Source organism: Streptomyces sp. B21-105 (genome assembly GCF_036898465.1).
Lineage (GTDB): Bacteria > Actinomycetota > Actinomycetes > Streptomycetales > Streptomycetaceae > Streptomyces.
In genome coordinates this window covers 8,351,648-8,367,376 of the sequence record NZ_JARUMJ010000001.1, presented here as the reverse complement: position 1 = coordinate 8,367,376, position 15,729 = coordinate 8,351,648, and the positions used below count along the sequence as shown (strand labels likewise).

Below are 15,729 nucleotides of genomic sequence, written 5' to 3'. Positions count from 1 at the left end.
CCGCTCCTGCGCGGTCCGCGGTCCGCGCAGGAGCGGACGTCAGATGCGGCGCTCGGCGCGGCGCCGCATCCAGAACAGACCGCCGCCGACCGCCGCCGCGGCGACGAGCCCGCCGCCGATCGCGACGTCGGTCGGGGTGGCGCCGCTGGTGCTGCTGCCGCCGAGGCCGCCGCGGACACCGCCGATGACGGTGAAGGCGGCCGGGCGGGTGAGGGTACGGCCGGAGCAGTTGACGGTGACGTCGTAGGCGCCGGGGCGGGCGGTGTCGTTGACGGTGGCGGTGCCCCTGGCGGTCTGGTTGGCGCCGGTGATCGGCGTCAGCTGGGTCTGCGGGAACGCGGCCGAGGTCGCGGCGCCGCCGCCGGGGCAGCCGTCGACGGTGATGGTGAGCTGCCCGCCGCGGGCGATGACGCCGGGCAGGACGACGATGTTGCTGGGGTTGGCGCCCATGCCGTCCCGGGCGACAGCGGCGGGGGCGGTGAGGGCGATGGCGGCGGCCGCGGCGGCGGAGACCGCCGAAGCCGCCAGAGCACGAGTGGTACGCATGTGATCCTCCGCGGAAGGCGCCCCGGGTCCCGTCCCCGGCATGTCGGCGAGAAAGCGCCTCCCGGACCGACCCTCGGACGCCGCGCGGGCGCCCGCATTTCGGGAATGGTCCGTCCTGGTGAGAGGACACGCCGAGCGATATGCACACAATCGGATATCGCCGCAGGTCACGGACCGTCAGAAAATATCTGTCGTCGTCAACTCGGATGGCGCACCGGACGAAGCCGGGGCCACCCGTTCGCCGTTGCCCCGTCGCCGGTTCACGTCGCGGCACTTAGCGTTCTCGTATGCGCGAAAGGACGCGGCGACGGCCGCGTCGAAAGGGGATGGCGAATGTCTGCGTACGAGCTGTCCGAGGCGGCGGAAGAGGAGGAGCGGCGGAGGAAGCGCGCCCCTTGGGGCGTGATAGCGCTTGTTCTGCTGACCGGTCTCGCGCTCATCCGCAACGGGTCGGGGGAGTTCGACATCGGCCCGCCGCAGCCGGCCTCGGCCGCGGCGGCGGACGGCCGGACCGTCGGCGACGTCTTCGGACGGACCGCCGCCGCCCTGCCCTTCGCCGAGCCGGACCGGGTGCGGATCCCCGCCATCCGGGTCGACGCGCCGGTCATGGCGGTCGGCCTCGACACGGACGGCTGGGTGGGTGCGCCGCCGCCCGAGGACCCGAACCTGGCCGGCTGGTTCACCGGCGGCGTCTCGCCGGGCGAGAAGGGGACGGCGGTCGTCGTCGGCCATGTCGACAACAAGCTCGGCCCCGCCGTCTTCTACGGCCTCGGCGCGCTGAAAAAGGGAAACCGCGTCGAGGTGTCCCGCAAGGACGGAAAGACGGCGGTGTTCGAGATCTACGGCATCGAGGTGTTCGCGAAGAACAACTTCCCCGGCGACCGCGTCTACGCCTCCAAGGGATCCCCGGAACTGCGGGTCATCACCTGCGGCGGCGGTTTCTCCAAGGCGAACGGGTACGACGGGAACGTCGTCGCCTTCGCCCGCCTGGTCGAGGTCCGCTGAGCGGACGCCGGCCGGGCGGGCGGGCCCGCGTCAGGCGCGCTGCGCGTGCGGCAGCGTGAGGTGGTAGCCGGAGTCCAGCAGTTGCGGCAGATACCTGCGCAGCGCCTTGACGCTCTGGGTGCGGTCGCCCCCGGCGTCGTGCGAGAGCACCACGACGCCGGGGGCGGCGCCCTTCTCGACCCGGTCGACGATCACTCCGGTGCCGGGGGTGGTCCAGTCGAGGGTGTCGACCGTCCAGGCGAGCGGCTCCATGCCCAGTTCGGAGCCGAACTGGAAGACGGCGCGGTTCCACGCGCCGTAGGGGGCGCGGAACCAGCGGGGCCGCTCCCCGTAGCCCTCCTCGATGACGTCGCTGGTGCGGGACATCTCGGAGCGGATCTTGGCGCGGGTCAGCCTGGTGAGCAGCGGGTGGGACCAGGTGTGGTTGCCGACGACGTGGCCCTCGTCGGCCATCCGGGCCAGCAGGTCCTGGTTGTCGACGGCCATCTCCCCGCACACGAAGAACGTCGCGCGCACGTCGTACTCACCCAGCGTGTCGAGGATGCCGGGGGTGTAGTGGGGGTCGGGTCCGTCGTCGAAGGTCAGCACCATGGTGCGGCCGCGGCCGGTCATCCGCAGCAGCGGCTCGTGGCGCACCGGGGTGCGGGCGGGCGCGGCGTGCGGGGGGCCGTAGCCGGTCAGCGGCTGGAGGCGGTAGGCGGAGGGCTTCAGCGGGAGGCTGCGCGCCGGGGCTCCCGCGGCGGAGGCGGCGGCCCTGACCGGCTCGCCCTTGTCGCCCCATGCGAACACCCCGGCCGTGCCGACCGCTCCGACGGCGGCTGCGCCGGCGAACAACGCCCGGCGTCGCGTGAACAACTGCTCCTTCTTCATGCAGTCATCAGTCGCCCGACCGGGCCCCGGCGCACCCTGCCGACACCGGACCGGCGGCATGATTCCACCCGCCCGGCGCAGCGCCGGCGCCGCGCCCCTGCGCCGACGGCCCGACGGCTGCCGGTCCCGGGGGCTCCGATAGCCTCGGGGCGTGACGGAACAACACGCGCAGCAGCCCGCGCACCGGTTCGAGCGGGGGACCGACGGTCCCAAGGTCGTCCTCGTGGGCGTGGACGGATCGGACTCCTCGCTGCGTGCGGCGGCCTACGCCGGCGGGCTGGCCCGCCGCCAGCACGCGCTGCTCGCCGTGGTGTACGTGCAGCCGGTGATGACGGCGGGCGCCGCGCTGGGCGTGCCGGTCGCGGAGACGACCGACGCCGTCGCCGAGGAGCTGGTCGCCCAGATCCGCGAGGCCGCCGAGCGGACCCGCGGGACGTTCGACGTGCGCTGGGAGTTCCACACCTTCCCCGGCGACCCCTACAGCGGCCTGGCGAAGGCGGCGGACGAGCTGAAGGCGGACGCGGTGGTGGTGGGCGCCTCCGAGCAGGCGGGCCACCGGATCGTGGGGTCGGTCGCGGTGCGGCTGGTGAAGGCGGGGCGGTGGCCGGTGACGGTGGTGCCGTAACCCGCCTTGCGGTCCGGTCCGGTCCGGACCGGAGGGTGGCGTTGCATCCCACCTGCCCCGCCGTCCCGATCCCGTCCCGACCGGTCCGGGCGGTGGCGCCGCAGCCCCGCCGTCCCGGTCCGGCGCGGTCCGCCGGTGGTTCGGCCCCGCCGCCGGGGCCGCTCGTCACTCCCCCATCACCAGCCCGTCCTTGGCCGCGCCCCGGCTCAGGACGACGTCCCTGATCCGGTCGCGCACGCCCCGGACGCCGGCGCCCTGGGCGAGGGCCTTGTTCAGGTCGACGACCCGTCCCGCGTCGACGTCGAACATCTGCGGCACGAACTCGGCCCTGCGCACCTCCCAGCGGCCGCCGGCCCGGGCGGGCGGGGCGAAGGTGAAGCGGGCGACGGTGGACTGGTTGCCACGCGCGTCCTGGGCGCCCTGGTGGTTGAACATCTCGCCGGCGATCTGGTCGCCCATGCCGTAGACGACCCAGGTGCCGTTGACCTTCTCGTAGGCCTGGGGGACGTGGGCGTGGGTCCCGAGGATCAGGTCGATGTCGGGGCGGCCGTCGGTGCGGGAGGCGGTGAGCGTGCGGGCGAGGGTGAGCTGGCGGTCGTCCGGGGCGTCCTGCCATTCGGTGCCCCAGTGCACGGAGACGACGACCACGTCCGCGCCCGCCTTCCGGGCGACCTTGGCGTCGGCGAGGATGCGGTTCTCGTCGATGAGGTTGACGGTCCAGGGCTGCCCGGGCGGGAGGGGGTAGCCGTTGGTGTCGTAGGTGTAGGCGAGGTGGGCGACGCGGGCCGGGCCGGCGCGCAGCAGGGTGACCGAGTTGCCCTCGGCCTCGGTGCGCGCGGTTCCCGCGTGCCGCACGCCGGCGGCGTCGAGCGCGTCCAGGGTGCGCTGCACGCCGGCGGCTCCGTCGTCGAGGCTGTGGTTGGAGGCGGTGGAGCAGCCGTCGTAGCCGGTGGCGGCGAGGGCGGCGGCGATCTCCGGCGGGGACTTGAAGACGGGGTAGCCGGTGTAGTCGCCGTTCGCGCCGTACACCGTCTCCATGTGACACAGGGCCAGGTCGGCGCGGGAGACGACGGGTGCGATCCCCGCGAGCATGGGGCGGAAGTCGTAGGCGACGCCGCCGCCGTCGAAGCGGGCGCGGTCGATGACGGTGGTGTGCGGGAGGACGTCGCCGGAGGCGACGAGGGTGAAGCCGCGGGCGCCGGCGGGCGCCGGGCGTCCGGGTCGTTCTCCCGGCCGGTCGTCCTGGGCCTGGCAGGCGGCGGCCGCGGTGAGAAGGACCGTCAGGGCCAGGGCCACCTGATGTCTGCGCGCGATCACCGGGTCACCCCCGTTCAGTCAAATTGTCATATTTATGCATGTGTCACTATTAGTCGATACGTGGCGGCCGGCCACCGCGGCACACCCGTCGTCCACGGGCGATGCCTGCGATCGGCGTAGCCGGGACCGTTCGTCGAACCGTTCGCCGACGCGATCGACCGTCCGCCGCAGACCCCTGTGCACGCCCTGTCTGAAATCCTCCCCTTGCGGTGCCATACGCCCATGACCGCCACCGCCGCCCTCAACGCCCGGACGACGACCGCCGAACACGAGCTCGCCGCGCTCCAGCGCGAACACGGCCGGCCGCTCTTCGCGCTGCTGCTGCGGCTGTGCGACGGCGACCGCCAGCGCGCCGAGGACCTGGTCCAGGAGACCCTGGTCCGCGCCTGGCAGCACCCCGAGGCGCTGCGCGCCGACGCCTTCGACTCCGTACGGCCCTGGCTGCTCACCGTCGGCCGGCGGCTCGCGATCGACGCGCGGCGGGCCCGCCAGGCCCGGCCCGCCGAGGTCGGCGACGCGGTGCTGGAGAACGCGCCCGTCTGCGCCGACCACGCCGAGCGGGCGGCCGCGACCCTCGATGTGCGCGAGGCTGTGAAGACTCTCACTCCGGAGCACCGTGAAGTCCTGGTGCTGGTGTATTTCCGAGGGGCGAGTGTGGCGGAGGCCGCCGAAACGCTCGGCATCCCGCCCGGTACCGTGAAGTCCCGCGCGTACTACGCGCTGCGCGCCCTGCGCCGGGTACTTCCGGGATACGCGGCCGACCTGCGCTGAAACCCACGGTCGGGTCAAGCCTTCGCAAAGCGCCTTGCCGAGGACCCCCGTTGGGTAATCGGGTGTCCTTATCCGTGTTCCGGACGGGTCCGGGAAGCGGGTCTCCAGCGTCCCGGCGACGGGCGAAGCGCACGCACCGGAGGAAGGCAGGAAGGGATGCTGCACAGAGGGCACCAGAGCACGGACGGCACCGGCGGCGGCGAACTGACCGTCCCCATGGCCTGGTTGTACGCCGAGTACATCGCCGACGAACTGCTGCGGACCGGCGATCTGATGCCGCCGACGTCCTTCGAGTTCCGCGCCGGGCGTGATGCCCTGGCACTGACCATCTTCCTGTCCGACACCGACGGCGAGCTGCCCGGCATCCGGGTCGTCACCCAGCTGGAGACCTGGCTTTCGCTCACGGCGTACGACCAGCCGTGGCAGGACTGGGTCGGCGCACGTATGTCACAACTGACGGCCCAGGCGTCGAAGTCGGAGGGGCCCGCGCCCGATCTGGAACTCGCCGCCGCGGCCTGGCGCTGGCTGGAGGAGACGGAGCTGCTCGCTCCCGACCTCAACGCGGTGCCGGGCGGCTCCACGGGCGCCGGCGAGGACGACGGACCCAAGGTCTGGACGCCGGCCTGGCAGCTCGGGTTGCCGCTCGGCCACCTGGCCATTCATCTTTTCTAGATTCCCACCAATCCGCGGGCCGGATCACTCCGAACATCTGGGTCACGATTCGGTACGCGGCTTGAGTGATTCGCCGACCAGGTGCGTACCGGTGGGAGCAACGAGTAACCCCACTGGCACTCAACGGCACGAGGTTTCGGCATGAGGTCCCTGGAAAGGCATCGCGACGTCGGCGCGTACGCGCTCGGCGTGCTGGACGAAGCAGAGGCTTTCCGCTTCGAGGACCACCTCATGGAGTGTCCTCAGTGTGCGGCACAGGTCACCGAGTTCGGCCCCACCGCACGGCAGATGATGCTCTACCGGCGCGCCACCCCGCGCGCCGTGCACCCCTTCGCCGGGCCCGGTCCCCAGTTCCTGGACCGGCTGCTCGCCGAGGTGGCGGCCCGGCACCGGGCGGTGCGCCGGCGCGTGCTGTACGCCGTGGCCGCCTCCGTGGTGGTGGCCCTCGCCGGTCCCGTGCTCGCGATGACGGCGGGCGGCGGCAGCGGTGGCGACGACGGCTCGAACGCCGTTCGGGTCACCGCCGCGACGGACGAGAAGTCCGGGGTGTGGGCCCAGGTGACCACCGAGGACGAGAACTGGGGCAGCCATGTGCAGCTGGAGGTCAAGGACGGCGCGGGCCCGCGTTCCTGCCGGCTGATCGCCGTCGGTCGCGACGGCTCCGAGCAGACCGTCACCAGCTGGACCGTCCCGCTGCACGACGCCCGCCCCAACACCATGCAGGGCGCGGCGGCCTGGCACCCCGACGAGATCGCCCGCTACGAGCTGCGCACGGCCGGCGGCGAGCACCTGGTGACGCTCCCGGCCCAGTGACCGGGCCGGAGTGAGTTCAGCCGGAGTGAGTTCAGGTCATTTCCGGCGCCCGTCTCACCAGTACATGAGAGCCGCTCCGCCGCCGCCCCAGGCGGAGTACAGGCGGACCCGCGCCACATACCGGCGCCCCTTGACGAGCCGGACGCCGATGCGGCTGTTGCGGTCCTGTCCGCTGTCGTTCTCGGCGGTCAGATAGCGCGGTTCTCCGTCGCGCTCCTCGAAGAGGACCAGATTGGCGTCCGCCTGTCCGAAGGTGCCGATCTCGTACTTGCGGGTCTCGGTGGGGACGATCTCGAAGTCCGCCTGCTCACCGGAGGACAGCTGGAGCGGGTACGACTGGAACGGTTCGAGCCTCGCCGGCCTGGCGACCAGCGCCGGGTACCAGCGGAGCACGTGGTCCTTGTCCACGGCGGAGAGGTCGAGCGGAGACTCGATGCCCTCACGGCCGTACTTCTCCGGCTTGCGGATCAGCCCGGGCGGGAAGCCGTACTCCATGATCGATTCCGGATCCCAGGCGGAACCGGCCACCTGCGTCTTCGAGAGCTTGCGCAGGATGTTGTGGAACGTGACCTCCCGCGGCCACTCGTTGGGCAGCCCCGCCAGTTCCGTGTAGACGGCCTCGTCGTCCCACACGATGCCCGCGAACGGGTTCTGGTGCTCGTGGGCGAAGCCGATCGCGTGACCGATCTCGTGCAGGGCCGTGGCCCTGCCGTACGGGGTGTTCAGCTTCCACCCGAAGGTCATCGTGTGCTCGGTCGTGGCGATGGTCAGGGCGTCCGTGCCCACGAACGAGGCGGAGCCCTCCCGTTCGATGAAGGCGATCCGGATCTCGGCGTCGGCCGGGTCGTCCACCTCTCTGAACTCCAGCCCGATGCCGAGGGACTTCCACTTGTCGAAGGCGTGCCGCACCTCGTCCAACTGCTCCGGACCGCCGATGTCCCCGCCCCGGTCGAGGAACGCGTAGTGCAGGACGGTGCCGTTGACCCACTTCGTCCCGACCATCTGTATCGCGGCCACCCGGTCGGGACCGAGGTCGGGGCGCAACACAGGCTGCGTCTGCGCCGGTTGGGCACAGTAGCGGGGAATCTTCGTCTCGTACTCGACTGGTGTGTCCATGGTGATGTTCCTTCTCGGCACAGTCCGAGACGCGGGCGGGAAGCCGCATCGCCCTCGACGCCGGACTACGAGGACAGCCGAGGGCGCACGCCTGCTTTCCCGCGGGGAACATGTCCTACGGACCGTGCTCGATTCCGAGGATTCGTCCGAGCGGATGATTCCAGCGTCTTGCCCCGACGACCGTTCCGCAAGTCGACCCCTTCCGCCGATCTGCCGTACGCCGCGCGGGATTTGCGAAGCACACGGCGGACGGCGGCGCGCGGCGGTCTACTTCAGCAGCCGGGACATTCTCCGGTCCGCCAGTGGCCGGCCGCCCGTCTGGCAGGTGGGGCAGTACTGGAGCGAGGAGTCGCTGAAGGAGACCTCCCGGACGGTGTCGCCGCAGACGGGGCACGGCTCACCGGTACGGCCGTGGACGCGCAGGCCGCTCTTCTTCTCCGCCTTGAGCCGCCCCGCCGCCACGCCCCGCGAGCGCTCGACCGCCTCCGTGAGCGTCGTGCGCAGGGCCTCGTGGAGGGTGTGGGTCTCGTCAGGCGTCAGGGAGGCCGCCAGCTTGAACGGGGACATCCTCGCGGCGTGCAGGATCTCGTCGCTGTAGGCGTTGCCGACGCCGGCGATCAGGCTCTGGTCGCGCAGGGCGCCCTTGAGCTGACGCCGCTCCCCCGCGAGCAGGGCGGCGAGACGGGCCTCGTCGAAGTCGGCGGCGAGCGGATCGGGGCCCAGCCGGGCGACGCCGGGAACCTCCTGCGGATCGCGGACGACGTACACCGAGAGCCGCTTCTGGGTGCCGGCCTCGGTGAGGTCGAAACCCTCCCCCGTCTCCAGGGCGACCCGCAGGGCGAGGGGGCCCTTGCCGGGGCGGGGCGGGCCGTCGGGGAGGCGGTCCTTCCAGTGCAGCCAGCCCGCGCGGGCGAGGTGGGTGACGAGGTGCAGGCCGTCCGCGGTCGTCAGGTCGAGGAACTTGCCGTGCCGGCGCACGGCGGTGACCTCCTGCCCGTCCAGCGCGGTGACGGGCGGGTCGTACGTCTTCAGCACACTGATCGCGACAGGCAGCACGCGCACGATCTCGTGACCGACCAGATGCTCGGTCAGGAAGTCCTTGAGCGCCTCCACCTCGGGAAGTTCCGGCATACGTCCAGAGTGCCACGTGGGCTCAGTGGTGCTCGTGCACGACGAACTCGCACCACACGCACTTTCCGCCGCCCCGCGCCTCCACTCCCCAGCCGTCGGTGAGCAGGTCCACCAGGAGCAGACCGCGGCCGGACACGCCCGACTCGCCGGCATCGCGGCGGCGGGGCAGCGCACTGGAGGAGTCCTCGACCTCCACGCGGAGCCGGCGGTCGCCGCCGGTCAGCGCGCGCAGGGTGACGATCGCCGCGCCCTCGGTGTGCATGAGGGCGTTGGTGACCAGTTCGTCGGCGACCAGCTCGATCTCGTCGGAGCGGTCACGGGCCCCCCAGGAGCGGACGGCGGCCCGGATCATGTGCCGGGCCTCGGTGAGGGCCTCCGGGTCGCCCGGCGCCACATGCTGCTGGAGCCGGTTGCCGGACCGGCCGTTGTCCGGGCCCCGCCTGCGCAGCAGCAGCACGGCCACGTCGTCGTCCCCGCCGCGTTCCTCGGCGATCTCGATGAGCCGGTCGGCGAGTTCGCGTACGTCCTCGGGGCCCGCGGCGATGAAGTCGGCGAGCGTCCGCATGCCGTCGTCGAGATCGGTGCCGGGCTGCTCCACCAGGCCGTCGGTGCACATCAGCAGGGTGTGCCCGGGATCGAGCTCCACCGTGCCGACCGGGTACCCGAGACTGCCGAACTCGGCGGACAGGCCGAGCGGCAGTCCCCCGGGCACCGGAACACGCCGGCAGTTCCCGTCCGGGCCGCGCAGCAGGGGCTCGATGTGCCCGGCGCGCACCAGCTGGACGACACCGGTGGACAGGTCCGCCTCGGCGTACAGGCAGGTCGCGAAGCGGTCCGTGTCGAGCTCGTGCAGAAAGACGGAGGCCCGGGCCATCACGGCGGCCGGGGTGTGGCCCTCGGCCGCGTACGCCCTCAGCACGATGCGCAGCTGGCCCATGACGGCCGCCGCGTGCGTGTCGTGGCCCTGGACGTCGCCGATGACCGCGCCGACCCGGCCGCCGGGCAGCGGGATCACGTCGTACCAGTCGCCGCCGATGTCCCGGCCGTTCGCGCCGCCTATGGTGGCGGCGCGGTAGCGGACGGCCACCTCGGCGCCGCGCACGCTGGGGATGGTGCGCGGCAGCATGGCCTGCTGGAGGCCCTGGGCGATGTCCTTCTCCTGCTCGTAGAACATGGCCCGCTGCAGGCTCTGCGCGATGCTGGAGCCTAGGGCGACGAGGATGTTGCGCTCCTCGGGCGTGAAGCCGTGCCGGTCGCTGTAGAGCAACCCCATCGCGCCGATCGGACGGGCCTGCACGATGAGCGGCAGATAGGCCGCCGAGGTGATCCTCAGGTCGGTGAGATGCGGCCACAGCACGGGGTAGCCGCCGGCGAACTCCTCGGGCGACTCGATGAAGCGGGGGGTGAGGGTACGCACGACCTCGCTCATCGGGTACGGCTCGTCGATCCGGGTGACGAGTGTGCCGGGCACGAAGCTGCCTTCGGGCCCCTCGGCGATCAGCCGGATCCGGCCGGCCTCGACCAGGCCCATGACGAGACTGGTCGCCCCGAGGTGGGTGAGGCCGTGGGTGTCCTTGAGCACGTCGATGACGTCCTGGACGGTGCGGGCGTGTGCGAGGGCCGCCGTGGTGAGCTGGACGACGTTGGTCTGCTCCCGGCGTGCGTCGTCGAGGGCGGCCGCCTCGTGGCGGTCGGCGAGGTCGTGCAGCTCGTCGGTGGCGTCGCGGACGATGCCGACGATCCGGCGCGGCCGGCCGGTGCCGTCACGCCGGATGTGGCCCTGGGTGTGGGTCCAGCGCAGGGTGCCGTCACGCAGCCGCAGGCGGAAGTAGGCGCCGTAGTTCTCGCTGCCGTCCTTGATGGCCTGGGCGACCAGCTCGTCCAGGCGGATGGCCTCGTTCGGCGGGACGCGCACGGCGAGCGAGGCCGGGTTCCCGTCGTACTCGTCGGGCCGCAGGTCGAAGATCTCGTGCGCCCTGGCGTCCATCTGGAACACACCGGAGTCCAGGTCCCAGTCGAAGCCGCCCATGCGATTGAGCGCCAGGATCGGATCCGGGTGGGCGGGCCAGTCGTCCGGGAGTGACAGGGCGCTCGCTCCCCGATCAGCCATGGGCCCACCTTGCCAGCATTTGCCCGATTATTCGACCGGAAAGCGCCGGGCCTGCGACCACGGTCAGCCCAGGGCGACGTCGACGGGGCCGGCGAAGATCGCGCCGGACCGGTCGCGGACGCCGGACGGCTCGAGGCCGCCGGACCGGTCCGGGTCGGCCGGCTCACCGTGCTCAGCGGACTCGCCCAGCTCACCGGACTCGTCGGGTCCGTCCGGGATCAGTCCGCCGCCGTCGGGCAGGTCGGGCACTTCCGGCACGGTCTCGGGGCCGATCGCGTCGGGGTCGAGAACGCCGGGGTCGAGACCGCGGTCGAGTTCCGAGCCGTCCGCGTCCGTACCGGCGTGGGCCTGGGACTCGGAGCCGGAGCCCGACCCAGGACCCGAGCCGCCCGTGAAGGGGGTGCCGAAGAGGACGCGGCCCTCGGCGGCCGGAAGGACGAGCTCCGAGCCCGGCATCGTGTGGTCCGCCGCCCCGCCGCCGCGGCCGGCGACGACGAGCGCCGCCGAGAGCGCGCAGGCGGTGAGGAGAGTGGCCATGGGTAGTCGCACCACGTACTCCGCATCGTCCGAACGGATCGAACCGAAGTGGTTCGCCCACTATTGTCTGCCGGGCCTGCACAGGTCACGCAAGCGGAGCGGACGGACGCGCACAGTGACGATTCGCCACCGAGGTGGGCCCGTGCCGGAACCGAGAGGTCCTGAACGAAGGAGCGCACGGCCGTGGAGTGGTTCACCGCACCCGACTACTGGCTGAGCCGACTGGTCTTCCAGCGCGCCCTGGCCGGCCTGTACGTGGTCGCGTTCCTGGCCACGGCGCTGCAGTTCCGGGCGCTGCTCGGGGAACGGGGCATGCTGCCGGTGCCCCGGTTCGTCGAGCGGGTGCCCTTCCGGCAGGCGCCCAGCCTGTTCCAGCTGCGTTACTCCGACCGGCTGTTCGCGCTCTGCGCGTGGACGGGGTGCGCGGTGTCGGCGGCTCTGCTGGCCGGGGTCGACGGGCTGCTGCCGCTCTGGGGGGCGATGGCGCTGTGGCTGGTGCCGTGGGCGCTGTACCTGTCGATCGTCAACGTGGGCCAGACCTGGTACGGGTTCGGCTGGGAGTCCCTGCTGCTGGAGACCGGCTTCCTCGCGGTGTTCCTGGGCAACGACGAGGTGGCCCCGCCGGTCGTCGTGCTCTTCCTGATCCGCTGGATCCTGTTCCGGGTCGAGTTCGGTGCGGGCCTGATCAAGATGCGCGGGGACGCCTGCTGGCGGAAGCTGACGTGCCTCTACCACCACCACGAGACACAGCCGATGCCCGGCCCGCTGAGCTGGTTCTTCCACCACCTGCCGAAGCCGCTGCACCGCGTCGAGGCGGCGGCGAACCACGTCACCCAACTCGTCGTGCCGTTCGCCCTGTTCGCCCCGCAGCCGGTGGCGTCGGCGGCCGCCGCGCTGATGATCCTCACCCAGCTGTGGCTGGTGCTGTCGGGCAACTTCTCCTGGCTGAACTGGATCACCGTCGTCCTCGCCGTCCCTGCGCTGGCGCTCCCCTCCGACCACCGACCGGGTCCGGGCGCCCCGCTCTGGTACGAGGTCACCGTCCTCGCCGTGGCCGCCCTGCTGCTGTTCCTCAGCCACCGCCCGGTGCTCAACATGCTCTCCCGCCGGCAGGTGATGAACCGGTCCTTCGATCCGCTCCACCTGGTCAACACCTACGGCGCGTTCGGCAGCGTCAGCCGGATCCGCTACGAGGTGGTGGTCGAGGGCACCCTCGACGCCGTGCCGCGCGAGGACTCCGACTGGCGGGAGTACGAGTTCAAGGGCAAGCCGGGCGATCCGCGGCGCTGGCCGCGCCAGTTCGCCCCCTACCATCTGCGGCTGGACTGGATGATGTGGTTCGCGGCGCTCTCCCCCGCCTACGCCGGGGCGTGGTTCGGCGCCCTGGTGGAACGGCTGCTGGAGAACGACCGGGACACGCTGAAGCTGCTCCGCCACTGCCCGTTCCCGCCCGGCGAGCCCCCGCGCCACGTCCGCGCCCGCCTGTTCCGCTACCGGTTCACGACCTGGCCCGAACTGCGGGAGACGGGCGCGTGCTGGGAGCGCACGTATGTGCGCGAGTACCTGCCGCCGACCCGTCTCGCGGGCGCGGCTCAGAGGCCGTAGACGCGGGCGGCGGTGGCCTCGAAGATCTGGTCGTGGTCGGACGGGCCGGTCAACTGCCGAGCGGCTGCGACGACTTCGCCGTACGACGCGACCAGCGTGCATACCGGCCAGTCCGAGCCGAACATCAGCCGGGCCGGGCCGAACGCGTCCAGCACCGTGTCCGCGTAGGGGCGCAGGTCGTCGACGGTCCAGGACGCGGGGTCGGCCTCGGTCACCATGCCGGAGAGCTTGCAGACGGTGTTGGGCAGGGCGGCGAGCGCCCGGACGTCGCGCGCCCAGGGCTCCAGCGCGCCGGAGGCGATGGGTGGCTTGCCGAGGTGGTCCAGCACGAAGGTGAGTCCGGGCAGCGCGTCGGCCGCACGGACGCAGGCCGGCAGCTGGCCGGGCAGCACCACCAGGTCGTAGACGAGACCGGCGTCGGCGACTGCGGCGAGCCCTCGCCGTACGTCGGCCCGCAGCAGCCACTCCGGGTCGCTCTCGCCCTGGACCTGGTGCCGGATCCCCTTGAGGTACCGCCCGCCGGGCAGCTCCCGCAGCCTGGCCAGTTCGTCGGCGACGTCCGGGCGGGTCAGGTCGGTCCAGCCGACGACGCCCGCGACCAGGTCGCTCCCGGCCGCGAGGGCGAGGAACTCGGGCGTCTCCTCGGCCACCGTGATCGTCTGGACGAGGACCGTGCGGTCGATCCCCGCCGCGCGGGCCTCGGGCGCCAGGTCGCCGACGCCGAAGTCCCGCCGCAGCGGGTTGCATCGGGCGATCCAGTCCTGGTCGCGCACCGACAGGTCCCAGACGTGGTGGTGCGCGTCGACGGTCACGCCGGCCTCCGCACGACGAGCGCGGGCGCGTACGCGGGCACGGCGACGCCGGACGCGCAGCTCACGGCGGACTGGGCGGTGCTCATGACGGCTCCTCGGGGAGGGCGAAAGCGGGCCGGTGTCCCGCGCCTCCGGCCAGACGGCGGCCGAGGCGGCGGGGACGGGCACGGGCACGGTGAACTGTACGGCGCGGCCGCACACCGCGTCCGCTCGAGGTTCGGCGCCCCTTCGACCGTAACGCCGCGAGCCCGCCGTGATCCACTCGGTCCCGCCCCGGGCCTCTCGACTCGGGGCGTTCGCCGGGGCACAGTTCTCCCTACGTACTCGCGAGTAGTGCAGAGGAGCTGCCGTGGCTGCCTGGGTCGGCCGGACCGCCGTCGAGATCGCCGCCGCCGTGCGGGAGAAGCAGGTCACGCCCCGGGAGGTGGTGGCGGAGCACCTCGCGCGGATCGAGCGGCTGGACGGCCGCGTCGGCGCGTTCCGCAGGGTGCGGGCCGAGGCCGCGCTCGCAGAGGCCGACGAGGTGGCCGCCCGGCCCGACTTGGGCGAACTTCCGCTGGCCGGGGTGCCGGTGGCGGTCAAGGACAACCTCGGCGTGCGGGGCGAGACCATGCGCGTCGGCTCGGCGGCGACGCCCGACGCCCCGGCCGACGCCGACCACGTCACCGTGGCCCGGCTGCGCGCGGCCGGCGCGGTGGTCGTGGGGCTGACGAACGTGCCGGAGCTGTGCGTGTTCGGCACCACGGAGGGCGTCCACGGCACCGCCCGCAATCCGTGGGACGTCTCGCGCACGGCAGGCGGCTCCTCCGGCGGAAGCGCGGCCGCGGTCGCCGCGGGGATGACGCCGATCGCGCTCGGCAACGACGGCATGGGCTCGCTGCGCATCCCGGCGGCCAACTGCGGCCTGGTGACCGTGAAGCCGGGGCACGGGGTGGTGCCGGCCGGGATCGGGGACGGCGACTGGTTCGGGATGTCGGAGAACGGTCCGCTGGCGACCACGGTGGCGGACGTGCGGCTGATGCTGTCCGTGCTCGCGGGCGCCGACGTCACGGCGGCCGACGAGCCCGGGTCGCTGCGGATCGCGGTCTCCGTGCGCAGTCCGCTGGCCGGGGTCACGGTGAGCGCTCCCTACGCGGGCGCGGCCCGGGAGGCGGCCGGGGTGCTGATGAAGGCGGGGCACCCCGTGCGGCGGGCCGATCCGCCCTATCCGCTGTCGCTGGGCGTGACCTCGCTCGCCCACTGGACGGCGGGCACGGCCGTGGACGCGGCCGCCCTGGACGCCCGCCTGCTGACCCGCCGCACCCGGGTGCACGCCGCGCTCGGCAGGCGGTTCCTGAACGGGGTGCGCCGGGGCTCGGCGCGCGAGGAGCTGCGGCGGCGGCTGGAGCCGTTCTTCGCGGAGTACGACGTGCTGCTCACCCCGGCGCTGGCGCGGCGGTCGCCGAAGGCGGCGGCGTGGCACGAGCGGGGCTGGCTGCGCAACGTCGCGGCGAACACGAACTACTCGCCGCTGACCCCGCCGTGGAACCTGACCGGCTGGCCGGCGATGGCGGTTCCGTTCGGCACGCTGCCGTCCGGTGCGCCCGCGGCCGTGCAGCTGGTCGGACGGCCGGGCTCGGAGGCGGAGCTGCTGCGGGTGGCGGAGCAGCTGGAGAACCTGCGCCCCTGGCGACGCACGGCCCCGCTCGACTGACCAGGTCGCGCCCCGGGGCGGGCCGTGACGGGCGGGGCGGGGCGGCATGGGCGTGGCTCGGGTGTGGGCGCACGCCCATGCGGCGGCGGTCGCGCGACAGCGCGGC

At 72.9% G+C, this 15,729-nt stretch carries 15 protein-coding genes; 7 read left to right on the top strand and 8 right to left on the bottom strand.

All coding sequences use genetic code 11. The features are described 5' to 3' along the window. Window positions 1–39 precede the first annotated feature (39 nt). Window positions 40–546, bottom strand: a complete 507-nt coding sequence (locus QA802_RS37430) for a hypothetical protein (protein ID WP_319169923.1) — start codon at window positions 544–546, stop codon at window positions 40–42. Between the two features lie 333 nt (window positions 547–879). On the opposite strand from QA802_RS37430, the gene QA802_RS37425 reads away from it, so the two are divergent. Then, entirely contained in the window at window positions 880–1,551 is a 672-nt protein-coding gene (locus tag QA802_RS37425) for a class F sortase (RefSeq protein ID WP_334532441.1), read from the top strand. A 30-nt stretch (window positions 1,552–1,581) separates the two neighbouring features. Here QA802_RS37425 and QA802_RS37420 read toward each other — a convergent pair whose 3' ends face one another. Continuing rightward, window positions 1,582–2,421: a polysaccharide deacetylase family protein gene (locus QA802_RS37420; protein ID WP_334532438.1), complete on the bottom strand. Its 840-nt coding sequence runs from the start codon at window positions 2,419–2,421 to the stop codon at window positions 1,582–1,584. 151 nt (window positions 2,422–2,572) lie between these two features. Here QA802_RS37420 and QA802_RS37415 point away from each other — a divergent pair, with 151 nt between their 5' ends. Continuing rightward, window positions 2,573–3,046 carry a universal stress protein gene (locus QA802_RS37415; RefSeq protein ID WP_334532436.1) on the top strand — a complete coding sequence of 158 codons (474 nt, stop codon included), beginning with the start codon at window positions 2,573–2,575 and terminating at the stop codon, window positions 3,044–3,046. A 165-nt stretch (window positions 3,047–3,211) separates the two neighbouring features. On the opposite strand, the gene QA802_RS37410 is transcribed toward QA802_RS37415, so the two are convergent. Next, on the bottom strand, window positions 3,212–4,363 hold the full coding sequence (locus QA802_RS37410) for a CapA family protein (RefSeq protein WP_334532433.1): 1,152 nt from the start codon (window positions 4,361–4,363) through the stop codon (window positions 3,212–3,214). Window positions 4,364–4,585: 222 nt separating this feature from the next. On the opposite strand from QA802_RS37410, the gene QA802_RS37405 reads away from it, so the two are divergent. The 3 genes from QA802_RS37405 to QA802_RS37395 all read left to right on the top strand — a co-directional run bounded on the left by QA802_RS37405 (window position 4,586) and on the right by QA802_RS37395 (window position 6,619). Beyond that, window positions 4,586–5,134: a sigma-70 family RNA polymerase sigma factor gene (locus QA802_RS37405; protein WP_319169918.1), complete on the top strand. Its 549-nt coding sequence runs from the start codon at window positions 4,586–4,588 to the stop codon at window positions 5,132–5,134. A gap of 156 nt (window positions 5,135–5,290) precedes the next feature. Continuing rightward, window positions 5,291–5,806: a hypothetical protein gene (locus QA802_RS37400; protein WP_334532429.1), complete on the top strand. Its 516-nt coding sequence runs from the start codon at window positions 5,291–5,293 to the stop codon at window positions 5,804–5,806. A 141-nt stretch (window positions 5,807–5,947) separates the two neighbouring features. Beyond that, a complete protein-coding gene (locus QA802_RS37395) occupies window positions 5,948–6,619 on the top strand; it encodes a zf-HC2 domain-containing protein (protein WP_334532426.1) in 672 nt (223 codons plus the stop codon). Window positions 6,620–6,673: 54 nt separating this feature from the next. Here the strand turns inward: QA802_RS37395 and QA802_RS37390 are convergent, their stop codons facing one another. The 4 genes from QA802_RS37390 to QA802_RS37375 form a co-directional block, all read right to left on the bottom strand. Beyond that, window positions 6,674–7,735, bottom strand: coding sequence for a matrixin family metalloprotease (locus QA802_RS37390; protein WP_334532424.1), 1,062 nt, complete (start codon window positions 7,733–7,735; stop codon window positions 6,674–6,676). 267 nt (window positions 7,736–8,002) lie between these two features. After that, window positions 8,003–8,866, bottom strand: coding sequence for an Fpg/Nei family DNA glycosylase (locus QA802_RS37385; protein ID WP_334532421.1), 864 nt, complete (start codon window positions 8,864–8,866; stop codon window positions 8,003–8,005). A gap of 22 nt (window positions 8,867–8,888) precedes the next feature. After that, the gene (locus QA802_RS37380; RefSeq protein WP_334532418.1) at window positions 8,889–10,976 is read right to left on the bottom strand and encodes a SpoIIE family protein phosphatase; all 2,088 of its coding nucleotides are present in this window, start codon (window positions 10,974–10,976) and stop codon (window positions 8,889–8,891) included. Between the two features lie 63 nt (window positions 10,977–11,039). Next, window positions 11,040–11,513, bottom strand: coding sequence for a hypothetical protein (locus tag QA802_RS37375; RefSeq protein ID WP_334532415.1), 474 nt, complete (start codon window positions 11,511–11,513; stop codon window positions 11,040–11,042). Window positions 11,514–11,696: 183 nt separating this feature from the next. Between QA802_RS37375 and QA802_RS37370 the strand changes: the two genes are divergently transcribed. After that, window positions 11,697–13,118 carry a lipase maturation factor family protein gene (locus tag QA802_RS37370; protein WP_334532412.1) on the top strand — a complete coding sequence of 474 codons (1,422 nt, stop codon included), beginning with the start codon at window positions 11,697–11,699 and terminating at the stop codon, window positions 13,116–13,118. On the opposite strand, the gene QA802_RS37365 is transcribed toward QA802_RS37370, so the two are convergent. Further along, the gene (locus QA802_RS37365; RefSeq protein WP_334532409.1) at window positions 13,106–13,930 is read right to left on the bottom strand and encodes an amidohydrolase family protein; all 825 of its coding nucleotides are present in this window, start codon (window positions 13,928–13,930) and stop codon (window positions 13,106–13,108) included. The genes QA802_RS37370 and QA802_RS37365 overlap by 13 nt on opposite strands. Before the next feature lie 349 nt (window positions 13,931–14,279). Between QA802_RS37365 and QA802_RS37360 the strand changes: the two genes are divergently transcribed. After that, a complete protein-coding gene (locus QA802_RS37360; protein WP_334532406.1) occupies window positions 14,280–15,623 on the top strand; it encodes an amidase in 1,344 nt (447 codons plus the stop codon). Window positions 15,624–15,729: the final 106 nt, after the last annotated feature.

Coding starts and splice junctions, on each gene's coding strand:
- QA802_RS37430 (WP_319169923.1), bottom strand. CDS start 546: ATGCGTACCACTCGTGCTCTGGCGGCTTCGGCGGTCTCCGCCGCCGCG.
- QA802_RS37425 (WP_334532441.1), top strand. CDS start 880: ATGTCTGCGTACGAGCTGTCCGAGGCGGCGGAAGAGGAGGAGCGGCGG.
- QA802_RS37420 (WP_334532438.1), bottom strand. CDS start 2,421: ATGAAGAAGGAGCAGTTGTTCACGCGACGCCGGGCGTTGTTCGCCGGC.
- QA802_RS37405 (WP_319169918.1), top strand. CDS start 4,586: ATGACCGCCACCGCCGCCCTCAACGCCCGGACGACGACCGCCGAACAC.
- QA802_RS37400 (WP_334532429.1), top strand. CDS start 5,291: ATGCTGCACAGAGGGCACCAGAGCACGGACGGCACCGGCGGCGGCGAA.
- QA802_RS37395 (WP_334532426.1), top strand. CDS start 5,948: ATGAGGTCCCTGGAAAGGCATCGCGACGTCGGCGCGTACGCGCTCGGC.
- QA802_RS37390 (WP_334532424.1), bottom strand. CDS start 7,735: ATGGACACACCAGTCGAGTACGAGACGAAGATTCCCCGCTACTGTGCC.
- QA802_RS37385 (WP_334532421.1), bottom strand. CDS start 8,866: ATGCCGGAACTTCCCGAGGTGGAGGCGCTCAAGGACTTCCTGACCGAG.
- QA802_RS37380 (WP_334532418.1), bottom strand. CDS start 10,976: ATGGCTGATCGGGGAGCGAGCGCCCTGTCACTCCCGGACGACTGGCCC.
- QA802_RS37375 (WP_334532415.1), bottom strand. CDS start 11,513: ATGGCCACTCTCCTCACCGCCTGCGCGCTCTCGGCGGCGCTCGTCGTC.